Raw genomic sequence first — 11,265 nt, 5'->3', positions numbered from 1 at the left:
CCACCGCGCTCCGCCAGTACAGCGGCTTCGACTTCAGCATCACCTTTGTGAGCTTCTTCCTGTTCTCGCTGCCCTCGTTCCTGCTGGCGGTGTTGCTCAAGGAGTTCGTCGCGATCGGATTCAACAACTTCCTGCAGAAGGATCCCCGCATCGGGATCGGGGTGCTCCTCGCGATCGCGATTGTGAGCGGCCTGATCTGGCAGGTATTCATCGGCGGGCAGCTGCGCCGCAGGCTCATCGTCTTCGGCGTCTCCGCGCTCGCCACCGGCGGGGTGCTCGGCTTCCTCTCCGCGACGAACTGGTTCGTGAACCCCGGGCTCGGCCCCATCGGCGTCCTGCTGCTCATCGCGGCGACCGTCGCGGCGACCGTCGGGGTGCTCGCCGGGCTCGCGAACCGCCGCTCCCTCCTCATCGGCTCCGCGGTTGGGGCGCTGGGCATGGTGTCCTACTTTGCGCTGCAGGGGGTGCTGAACCAGGCCACCCTCGGCATGATCATCGGGCTCGGCCTCGTGGCCGTGCTCGTCGGCTGCGCCGTCGGCTTCGCGCTCGGCGGACACGACAAGGGGCAGGCGATGCGCATTGGCGCGATCGTCGCCTTCTTCTCGGCGAGCTTCGTGCTGATCGACCGCTTCATGCAGGCCTGGCCGAGCTACGTGGATCACCCGCGCATCAACGGGCGTCCGATCGCGACGGTCGGCTCGCAGACCCCCGGCTTTACGGGTGACTTCTGGCAGACCAGCCTCGACAGCTTCACCCACCTGCTGCTGCCGACGATCGCCCTGCTCCTCGTCTCCTTCGCGGGATACACCCGCTACGCGCGCGCAGGGCTCCTCGAAGTCATGAACCAGGACTACATCCGGACCGCGCGGGCCAAGGGCCTCCCGGAACGGGTCGTCATCGTCCGGCACGCGCTGCGCAACATGCTCATCCCGATTGCCACGCTCGTGGCGACGGACGTGGGCGCCCTCCTCGGCGGGGCCGTGATCACGGAGTCCGTGTTCGCGATTCCCGGCATGGGGCAGCTGTTCAATGCCTCCCTGAAACGGGTCGACCTGAACCCGATCATGGGGTACTTCCTCGTGATCGCGATCATGGCGATCCTGTTTAACTTCCTCGCGGACCTCGCCTATGCGGCGCTCGACCCCCGGGTTCGGGTGAAGTAATGCGCGCGACACACCTGAGCCCGGCCACCGCCGGCACCGCATCCGCATCCGCAACCACCGAGGGGAGCGCCCGATGAGCGCCACGAATACGCCGGAGACCCCGGCGACCGCCCCCGCGCCCGCCGCGGTCAAGGGCGAAAAACAGGGCGCCCTGGTCCTGCGCCGTTTCCTGAGCAACAAGCTCGCACTGGTCTGCATCGTGCTGTTCCTGGCACTGATTGCCTTCGCGGGCTCGGCGGCGGGCTTCGGCCCCTTCCCCGGGTGGTGGAAGCACAGCTACACCGCCGTGAACGCGCAGTTCGAGGGCGGAGCCCCGACGATCTCGCTCGTGCCGACCTGGTTGGGCGGCGAGGGCGTGCACCTCGGGGAGCACCCCTTCGGCCAGAGTCGGATCGGCGTGGACTACTTCGCGATGACCATGCGCGGCATCATGAACTCCGTGCTGGTGATGGTCGTCATTGGCGGCCTCGGCACGATCATCGGCACCGTGATCGGCGCGATCGCGGGCTACTACCGCGGCTGGGTCGACGCGGTGCTCATGCGCATCACCGATGTGTTCATTGTGATCCCCGCGATCGTGATCGGCTCGGTTGTGGGAAACACGGCCGGGGGGCTTGGCATCTGGTTCCTCGCTGCCCTCCTGGCCCTCGTCTCCTGGATGGGCATTGCCCGCCTCGTGCGCGCCGAGTTCCTGTCGCTGCGTGAGCGCGAGTTCGTTGAGGCGGCCCGGGTCGCCGGGGCGAGCGATCGCCGGATCATCTTCAAGCACATCCTGCCGAACGCCATCGGCGTGGTTATCGTCTCCGCGACGCTCCTCGCGGCCTCCGCGATCCTGTTGGAAACCGGGCTCAGCTACCTGGGTTACGGCATCCAGCCGCCCGAGGTCTCCCTGGGCCGACTGATCTCGGACAACCAGTCCGCGTTTAGCACGCGCCCGTGGCTGTACTGGTGGCCCGCGGTGTTTATCGTGCTGCTCGCCCTGCTCGTCAACTTCGTCGGGGACGGTCTCCGGGACGCCTTCGACCCGCGGCAGAAGCGGTTCAAGATGCGCAAGATGCGCGAGATGACCACCGGAGCGTAGCGAGATGCGAGGGATCGTCTCCGCGCAGCGGGTGGCCGGGACCCGGCCACCCGCCCGGCGCTCAGATCAGCAGCAGGGCCGCGGCGGATGCGCCAGCCCCGAGCAGCGCCACCGTGAGGGTGTCCGCGTTCCAGCGGCTCGTCACGGGGGCCTGCTCGGCGATCCCGGCCTCGATGCGGCCGGCCTGCTGCAGCTCCGCCCAGCGCTCGCGGACCAGCGCCGCGGCGTCCCCGGAGTCGGTGCCCACGAGGTCGCCGGGTCGCGGTGCCTCCAGCGAGCGGCCCTCGCGGCGGCTGCGGCGGGCGAGCCGCGACGCGGTGACCGTGCCGGGGGCCGGGGCGACAAAGACGGGCACCGCGCGACCGGGCACGTTCAGCGTGAGCGCGTACTTCGTGTCGACGTGCACGAGCGCCTCCCACGGGATACTCACGGTGCGCAGCACGTTCCGCACGGTGATCCCCTCATCGCTGACGCGGAGGTTCGGCAGCCAGAGGGCAACGTAGGCCAGCGCGGCGAGCGCGGCCAGGGGCACGAGCCCCGCGAAGCGCTCGGCCCCGCCGGGGAGCCACACGGCGCTCACCGCGAAGACCAGCAGCACCGCCCAGATGGCGATGCAGATGCCCCGGTTGAATCGGGAAACAAAGACACGGGGGCGGGGGTCGTCATGGGTCACCCACTCATGGTGGCACTGCCCCGGCCACAGGCACAACCGGCGGGGGATCCCCGACCGGTGCACAGCGAAAGGGAAAACGGATGACGATGAGCACGGAGGCGGGCACGAGACCCGTCCTGGAGATGAACCGGCTCTCGGTGGACTTCGCGGTCGACGGGGTCTGGAACCCGGCCGCGGTTGAGCTGAACTACCGGATCCGGCCGGGCGAGATCGTCGCGGTCGTCGGCGAGTCCGGCTCGGGCAAGAGCGCGAGCTCGATGGCGATCCTCGACCTGCTCCCGAAGACGGCGCGGGTGCGGGGCAGCATTACCCTCAACGGCGAGGAGCTCGTCGGGGCCAGCACGAAGCGCATGCGGGAACTGCGCGGCTCGGCCATCGCCGCGATCTTCCAGGAGCCGATGACGGCCCTGAACCCGGTGCTGACGATCGGCTTCCAGATCGTGGAGGCGATCCGCACGCACACGGATCAGACCCCGAGCGAGGCAAAGACGCGCGCGATCGAGCTGCTGACGCTCGTCGAGCTGCCGGACCCGGAGAAGGCCTTCAACTCCTATCCCCACCAGCTCTCCGGCGGGCAGCGCCAGCGAGCGATGATCGCGCAGGCGCTCGTGCTCGACCCGCAGCTGCTCATCGCCGACGAGCCGACGACGGCCCTCGACGTGACCGTGCAGGCCGAAATTCTGGAGCTGATCCGCTCGCTGCGTGACCGGCTGCAGAGCGCGGTGCTGCTCATCACGCACGACATGGGGGTCGTCGCCGACCTCGCCGACTGGATCGTGGTCATGCAACAGGGTCGCATCGTCGAACAGGGCGAGGTGCTCCAGATCTTCCAGGATCCGCAGCACGAGTACACCCGTGCGCTGCTGGCCGCGGTGCCGCACCTCGGCGGGGACAGCACCGTCGACCTCTCCGAGAGCCTGGAGCGGGTCGTTGCAGACCGGATTGATGAGGCCGTGCACACCGAGGTGGTGCAGGTGCAGACGGGGGAGCCGGTGCTCACCTTCGACGAGGTATCGATCGAGTACGGGCGCGGCGGGAAACTCGGCTCGTTCAAGGCCGTTGACAGCGTCAGCTTCGAGGTGAACAGCGGCGAAATCGTCGGGCTCGTGGGGGAGTCCGGCTCGGGGAAATCCACGATCGGGCGGGCCGCCATCGGGCTGCAGGCGATCAGCGCGGGCTCCCTGCGGGTGGCCGGCACCGACCTGTCCTCGTGGAGCCGCAAGACCGTGCGCGAGCTGCGCAACCGGGTCGGCATCGTCTTCCAGGACCCCTCCTCTTCGCTGAACCCGCGGCTGCCGATTGGTGAGTCGATTGGCGAGCCCCTGTTCCTGGCGGGGGAGGCGTCCGGCGCCGCCCTGGACCGCCGGGTCGAGGGGCTGCTGGACAGCGTGAACCTGCCCGTGTCCTATCGCAACCGCTTCCCGCACGAGCTCTCGGGCGGGCAGAAGCAGCGCGTGGGTATCGCCCGGGCGCTCTCGCTGAAGCCCGAGCTGCTCATCGCGGACGAGCCCACCTCGGCGCTCGACGTCTCGGTGCAGGCAAAAGTGCTCGAGCTCCTCAAAGAGCTCCAGGCCGAAATGGGCTTCGCCTGCCTGTTCATCAGCCACGACCTCGCGGTCGTCGACGCGCTCGCGGACCGGGTGATCGTGCTGCACCGGGGACGCATTGCCGAGCAGGGGCCGCGGAACCAGATTCTGCGCGCCCCGAAGGACCCCTACACGCAGCGGCTCATCGCGGCGATCCCCGTGCCGGACCCGGTCGAGCAGCGCTCGCGCCGCGAGCTGCGCCAACAGATCCTGCACGACACCGAGGGCGTGTAGCGTGGGGGCCGCCGCGGGGCGGCCCCAGGACCTCAGCGAGCGGGCCCGCGTGAGCACTCACGCGGGCCCGCTCCGTGTGCTCGCGGCGTCGAAGGCGCGCCCCGCGGGGGACGGCCGCGGCGTCGCCCGGGACCCTTGCGCCGACGCGATGGGAAAGGTACCGTACTCGCACACGTGGTATTCAATATGCGAGCGTTCCCCTGATCGAAGGAGACCCGGTGGACAGGACAGACGGCATTCGACGTCCCACAGGACGTGACCCCCACGCGGCACCCCCGGCGAGTACCCCCGCCGGCTCGGGCCGGAGCACACCCCAGGGCTCCCCGCCCGGACGACACACGCGACGGCGAGCGCTGGCCGTGCTGGCGGGCCTCGCCGCGGGCGCACTGGCGCTGAGCGCGTGCAGCACGGATGATGGCGGCGGCGGGGCCGCGGGAAGCCGGTCGATCACGATCGCCGCGACAAACCCCCTGACCTCGCTGAACTCGAACAACTCGGAGGGGAACCTGGTGGAAAACGGGATGGTCCAGTTCCTCACGAATCAGTCGAGCAGCTTTGGCTACGGGTCTTTCCATATCCTGGACGAAAACTTCGTGCTCGACCCGCAGGAGCAGATCGGTTCCGTTGAACAGCTCAGCGAGGATCCCCTGCGGGTCAGGTACACCCTGGCCGAGGATCTGGAGTGGTCCAACGGCGAACCCATCACGAACATCGACATGCTGTTCGCCTGGCTGGTGAACTCCGGCTGGGCCGACGACGCCGAGCTCGACGCGGACTCCGGGGAGGTCACCGGGGGCACCGTGTACTTCGCGCTCGCCGGCAGCACCACCGGCCTCGACACCACGGACATGCCGGAGCTCGGGGATGACGGCCGCTCCCTGACCCTCACCTACGCGGAGCCGTACGTGGACTGGGAGTTGGTGAACCCCATTGACCTCCCGGCGCACGTGATGGCCGATGAGGTCGACATGACGCTGGAGGAGCTCGAGACCTTTATCCGGGAGATTCCGCGGGGGGACCCCGCGGCTCCCGCGCAGGTAAATGCGCCGCTGCGCGCCATCGCCGATTTTTGGAACACCGGGTACTCCGGCAACGAGATGCCGGAGGACGAACGCCTCACCGTTGCCAGCGGTCCCTTCAAGGTGGTGGATATGGTCCCCATGCAGTCGGTGACGCTGCAGAAGAACGACCGCTACCCCGGGGCAGACGATATCCAGTTCGACGAGCTGGTGATCCGGTTCATCGGCGACGCGAACGCGCAGATCACGGCCCTCCGAAACGAGGAGGTCGACGCGATCTACCCGCAGGCCTCGGCCGATACGCTCACGGCGCTCGAGGACCTCGACGTGACGATCCTCACGGGCGACGAGGTGGGCTATGACCACCTCGATCTGAACTTCGCCTCCGAGCCCTTTCGCGATCGAGACACGCGAGAGGCCTTCCTCCGCACGGTGCCCCGGCAGCAGATTCTGGACTCGATCGTGAAGCCGGTCAACCCGGACGCTGAGGTGCTGAACTCGCAGATCTTTGTGCCGGAGAACGCCCCGTACGCGGAGAGCACCGCTCGCAACGGCTACGACGCGTTCACCGAGCCGGACCTGGACCGGGCGCGAGAACTCCTGGGCGGGGCGACCCCGACGGTCAAGATTCTGTACAACAACGAAAACCCGAACCGGGTCGATTCCTTCCAGGCGATCAAGAACAGCGCCGAGCAGGCCGGCTTCGTGATTGAGGACGGCGGCTCGCCCGACTGGTCGCAGTTGCTGTCCGCGGGCGACTACGACGCCTCGATCTTCGGCTGGTCGATGCCGGGCATCGGAAGCGCGTCCCTGCCCCAGCTGTTCACGGTCGGCGGCGGCGGAAACTACAACAACTACAGCAACGCCGAGGTCGAGACCCTGGTCGACGAGTCGCAGCGGTCGCTGGACCCCGCCCGGGTCGAGGAGATCAAGGTGCTCATCGACACCGCAACCGCGACGGACCGCTTCGGTCTGCCGTTGTTCCAGCTCCCGGGCATTTTCGCGCACAACGACCGGGTGGTCGGCATCGAGTACTTCGGCGGGCAACAGAACATTATTCGCAACGCCCCCGAGTGGAGCCTGAGCGCTCAGTAATCAGCCCGGGGCCGGCCCCGTCGTCCACCCGGGCGTCGGGCCGGTTTGCCCCGGGGGGAGACTCGGGAAGGGAGCCCCGTGGTCAGTTTTTTGGTCAGGCGACTCATCGTTTCCGTCCTCATTCTTCTCGCGGCATCGTTCATCATGTTCGTGCTCGCCGCGAACTCGGGGGATCCCCTACAGGACCTCCGGACGACGAACGCCCCGAACCGGGAGCAGCTCATCGCGCAACGTTCCGAGGTCCTGCGACTGGACCTCCCGGTGCCGCTGCGCTGGGCCAACTGGCTGGGCGGAGCGACGGGCTGCCTGGTCCCTGGCGCCCAGCTGTGCGATCTCGGCCGGACGATCTCGGGCTCGGCGGTGCTGACGGTGCTGCCGACGGCCATGAGCTCGACCGTCGTCCTCGTCACCGGGGCGACCGTGTTCGCGGTGATCCTCGGCGTCCTGGTCGGCGTGATCACGGCGCTGCGCCAGAACACCCCCTTCGATCTCGGGGTGACGCTGTTCAGTTTCTTCCTGTACTCCCTGCCCTCCTTCCTCATCGCGGTGCTCCTGAAAGAGTTCATCGCGATCCGCTTCAACGACTTCCTCGTGGCGGGCGGGCGGCTCAGTCCGGGCATGGTGCTGGGGGTGGGGGCGGTCTTCGGCGGCGCGGTGGCCCTGTTCTCCCGCGGCACCCGGCGGAGGCGATGGGCCCTGTTCGCGATCGCGGCGGCGGCGAGCGCGGCAACCCTGGGCGGGCTCTCCCTGTCCGGGTGGTTCGTGGACCCCGGGCTCGGCCCGGTTGGCCTGGGCCTCGGGGTGCTCGGCACCGCCGCGGTGACCGTGCTCCTGATGGATGCGTGGCGGGGAAGACTGCGCTGGGTGACCGGCGGGGCCGCGCTGGCGGGTCTGCTCGGTTGCCTGCTCGTGCAGGGTGCGCTGGAGCGCGGTTCCTGGCCGATCATCTTCGGCGTCGTGTTCGGGTTCCTGGGCGCCGGCATCCTGGGCGGTTTCCTGGCGGGCGGTCAGGAGCGGGCCACGGCCGCGAGAATCGGTGGGGTGGTGCTCACCGCCGCCGGCCTGCTGGCCGTGGTGGATCGCTTCATCCGAGAGTGGCCCGCATACGTGGCCAACCCCCGAGTGTCCGGTCGGCCGATCGCCACGGTCGGCTCGGAAACACCGGGTCTGACGGGGGACCTCTGGACGGTGGGCATGGACCGCTTCACCCACCTGCTGCTGCCCACCATGGCGCTCATGCTGATTTCCTTCGCGGCGTATACCAGGTACTCGCGGGCGGGCATGCTCGAAGTGCTCGACCAGGACTACATTCGGACGGCGCGGGCGAAAGGGCTCCCGGAGCGCACGGTGATCGCGAGGCACGCGCTGCGCAACACCCTGATCCCGGTGGCGACGATCGTGGCGACCGACATCGGCTCGCTCTTGGGCGGCGCGGTCATCGCCGAGCACGTCTTCGCGATCCCCGGGATGGGGCAGCTGTTTAATACTTCGCACCGGCTCGTGGATCTGAATCCGATCATGGGCTACTTCCTCGTCATCGCGATTATGGCGATCACCTTCAACATTCTGGCGGACCTGGCCTACGCGGCGCTGGATCCCCGGGTCCGGGTGCGGGGGTGACGCCGTGAGCGACCAGAACCGATCGGCGGAGAGCCCGCCGCCCCCGCAGGAGTTCGGCGACGCGACCCCGGCGCGCGGCTTCGGGGCCCTCGTCCTGCGCCGCTTCCTCCGGAACCGGATGGCCATGGTCTCGCTGTTCCTCGTGCTGTTGCTGTGGCTTGGCACCGTCGTCGCCATCGGGCTCGGCCCCCTCCCCGGGCTCTGGAAGCACGATTACAGCACCCTCTACCCGCAGCACGCGGGCGGCCGGGCGACGCTCTCGCTCCTGCCCGTGTGGCTGGGCGGCGAGGGCATCGGCCTCGGCGAGCACCCCTTCGGGCAGAGCCGGATCGGTCAGGACTACTTCGCCATGACCATGCGGGGCATCCAAAACTCCGTGTTCGTGATGGTGGTCATCGGCGGCGCGGGCACGGTTGTCGGCACGGTGATCGGCGCGATCGCGGGATACTACCGGGGCTGGGTGGATGCTGTGCTGATGCGGATGACCGACGTCTTTATCGTGATCCCGACCCTCGTGATCGGCGCGGTCGTCGGCCGCACCGCCGGCGGCCTCGGGATCTGGTTCCTCGCGGTGCTCCTTGCCCTGATCTCCTGGATGCCCGTGGCCCGTCTGGTTCGCGCCGAGTTTTTGAGCTTGCGCGAACGGGAGTTTGTCGAGGCGGCCCGCGTGGGCGGTGCCGGGAATGCGCGGATTATCGCGGTGCACATTCTCCCGAACGCGGTCGGCGTGGTCATCGTGTCCGGCACCCTGCTGGCGGCCTCGGCGATCCTGCTGGAGACCGCGCTGAGCTATCTCGGCTACGGGGTGCAGCCCCCGGAGGTCTCCCTCGGGCGACTCATCTCCGATAACCAATCCGCGTTCGCGACCCGACCCTGGCTGTATTGGTGGCCGGCGGTGTTCATCGTCGGGCTTGCCCTGCTCGTGAACTTCGTCGGAGACGGCCTGAGGAATGCCTTCGACCCCCGGCAGCACCGCTTCCGGCTGCGCAGGACGCCCGGCACGCGCGGCGGCGGGCGCGCGTCGTCGCGCGCGGCGGCACCCCCAGCGACGGAGCCGGAGAACAGGAGCGAGCGATGACCAGCAGTGCCGCGGGCGCAGCCGGGGCGGCCCCGCGCGGGGCCGCCCCGCCCGCGCTCGCCTTCCGCGGGCTCAGCGTCGACTTCGGCGTGGAGGGGCGTTGGGTGCCGGCGGTTCGGGACGTGAGCTTCGAGATCGCCCCGGGGGAGATCCTCGCGGTCGTGGGGGAGTCCGGCTCGGGGAAGTCGGTCACCGCGATGGCGGTCCTCGGCCTGCTCCCGGGCAATACCCGCGTCAGCGGGTCGATCGACCTGGATGGCGAGCCGGTGCTGGGCGCGCCACAGAAACGGATGCGGCAGCTCCGGGGCGAGCGGGTCGCGGCGATCTTCCAGGAGCCCATGACGGCCCTGAACCCGGTGCTCCCGGTCGGCTTCCAGCTGGCGGAGGCGGTGCGCGTGCACCGGTCCCTCTCGCCCCGCGAGGCAGCATCTCGCGCCCGGGAGTTTCTCGAACTCGTTGAACTGCCCGATCCGGACCGGATGCTCCGGTCCTTCCCGCACCAGCTCTCGGGGGGCCAGCGCCAGCGGGTGATGATCGCCCAGGCGCTCGTGCACGACCCGCGGCTCCTCATCGCCGATGAGCCAACGACGGCCCTCGACGTGACGGTGCAGGCCGAGATCCTGGACCTGGTGCGCCGGCTCCGGGACCGGCGAGACAACGCGGTGCTGCTCATCACCCACGACATGGGCGTCGTCGCGGACCTGGCCGATCGGGTCGTGGTGATGCGCGAGGGCGAACTCGTGGAGAACCGCCCGGTCGTCGAGCTGTTTGCACAGCCCGCACACCCCTACACGCGGGCCCTGCTCCGAGCGGTGCCGCACCTCGGCCAGGCCCAGGCATCGGGAGCCCCGGGCGCGGCCACGGCCCACGACCGGCGTCCCCCCGAGGAACCGGCCCCGGCCCGCGGCGGACCGGAGGAGGCCGCGCCGCGGGCGCTGGAGATGCGCGGGGTCAGTATCGACTACGGCCACGGGCGACAGCGCACGCGGGCGGTCACCGAGGCGAGCCTCCGCGTCGACCCCGGACAGATCGTCGGCCTGGTCGGGGAGTCGGGCTCCGGGAAATCGACCATCGGGCGGGCCGCCGTCGGCCTGCTGCCCGTGTCCTCCGGCACGCTCCTCATCGACGGGGTTGACCTCAGCTCCTGGTCACGGGCCGGGGCGCGCAGCCTGCGCGGCCGAGTCGGAGTGGTCTTTCAGGACCCGACCGCGTCGCTGAACCCGCGACTGCCCATCGGGGCCAGCATCGGTGAACCGATCAGGCTCGCGAAGCGGGCCGCGGGGGCAGCGCTCGATCGCCGCGTCACCGAGCTCCTGGACGCGGTCAGCCTGCCGGTGTCGGCGCGCAACCGCTTCCCGCACGAGCTCTCGGGCGGGCAGAAACAGCGCGTCGGAATCGCGCGCGCCCTCGCCCTCCGGCCGGCCCTGCTCATCGCCGACGAACCCACCTCGGCGCTCGACGTCTCCGTGCAGGCCACCGTCCTCGCGCTGCTCGGCGAGCTCCAGGCCGAGTTCGGCTTCGGCTGCCTCTTCATCTCGCACGACCTCGCCGTGGTGGACAGCCTGGCGGAGCAGGTCGTGGTGCTGCGCTCCGGCCGGGTGGTCGAGGTCGGGGGCCGGGAAGACATCCTGCAGCGCCCACGCGAGCCCTACACGCAGCGGCTCCTCGCATCGGTGCCGGTGCCGGACCCGGGCGAACAACGACGTCGGCGTGAAG

8 protein-coding genes are annotated in these 11,265 nt (G+C 69.6%); 7 read left to right on the top strand and 1 reads right to left on the bottom strand.

Annotated features, from left to right (window positions below; genetic code table 11):
* On the top strand, nucleotides 1–1,163 hold a 1,163-nt coding region (locus tag OOT08_RS04235), incomplete at its 5' end, for an ABC transporter permease (RefSeq protein WP_325091326.1).
* Nucleotides 1,164–1,236: 73 nt separating this feature from the next.
* Complete coding sequence (locus OOT08_RS04230; RefSeq protein WP_325091325.1) at nucleotides 1,237–2,244, top strand: ABC transporter permease; 1,008 nt, start codon at nucleotides 1,237–1,239, stop codon at nucleotides 2,242–2,244.
* Between the two features lie 61 nt (nucleotides 2,245–2,305).
* On the opposite strand, the gene OOT08_RS04225 is transcribed toward OOT08_RS04230, so the two are convergent.
* Nucleotides 2,306–2,917: a PH domain-containing protein gene (locus tag OOT08_RS04225; protein WP_325091324.1), complete on the bottom strand. Its 612-nt coding sequence runs from the start codon at nucleotides 2,915–2,917 to the stop codon at nucleotides 2,306–2,308.
* Nucleotides 2,918–2,997: 80 nt separating this feature from the next.
* Here OOT08_RS04225 and OOT08_RS04220 point away from each other — a divergent pair, with 80 nt between their 5' ends.
* The 5 genes from OOT08_RS04220 to OOT08_RS04200 all read left to right on the top strand — a co-directional run.
* Nucleotides 2,998–4,737, top strand: coding sequence for an ABC transporter ATP-binding protein (locus OOT08_RS04220; protein WP_325091323.1), 1,740 nt, complete (start codon nucleotides 2,998–3,000; stop codon nucleotides 4,735–4,737).
* 359 nt (nucleotides 4,738–5,096) lie between these two features.
* Nucleotides 5,097–6,851 carry an ABC transporter family substrate-binding protein gene (locus tag OOT08_RS04215; RefSeq protein ID WP_325091322.1) on the top strand — a complete coding sequence of 585 codons (1,755 nt, stop codon included), beginning with the start codon at nucleotides 5,097–5,099 and terminating at the stop codon, nucleotides 6,849–6,851.
* A 78-nt stretch (nucleotides 6,852–6,929) separates the two neighbouring features.
* Complete coding sequence (locus OOT08_RS04210) at nucleotides 6,930–8,471, top strand: ABC transporter permease (protein WP_325091321.1); 1,542 nt, start codon at nucleotides 6,930–6,932, stop codon at nucleotides 8,469–8,471.
* 4 nt (nucleotides 8,472–8,475) lie between these two features.
* On the top strand, nucleotides 8,476–9,549 hold the full coding sequence (locus tag OOT08_RS04205; protein WP_325091320.1) for an ABC transporter permease: 1,074 nt from the start codon (nucleotides 8,476–8,478) through the stop codon (nucleotides 9,547–9,549).
* Nucleotides 9,546–11,265: ABC transporter ATP-binding protein (locus OOT08_RS04200; protein ID WP_325091319.1), on the top strand; the 1,720-nt coding region annotated here is incomplete at its 3' end. The genes OOT08_RS04205 and OOT08_RS04200, both read left to right, overlap by 4 nt.

The sequence above is a fragment of the Leucobacter sp. M11 genome (assembly GCF_035726885.1).
Taxonomy (GTDB): domain Bacteria; phylum Actinomycetota; class Actinomycetes; order Actinomycetales; family Microbacteriaceae; genus JAPFRB01.
This window is presented reverse-complemented; position numbering and strand designations above follow the sequence as displayed.

Coding starts and splice junctions, on each gene's coding strand:
- OOT08_RS04230 (WP_325091325.1), top strand. CDS start 1,237: ATGAGCGCCACGAATACGCCGGAGACCCCGGCGACCGCCCCCGCGCCC.
- OOT08_RS04220 (WP_325091323.1), top strand. CDS start 2,998: ATGACGATGAGCACGGAGGCGGGCACGAGACCCGTCCTGGAGATGAAC.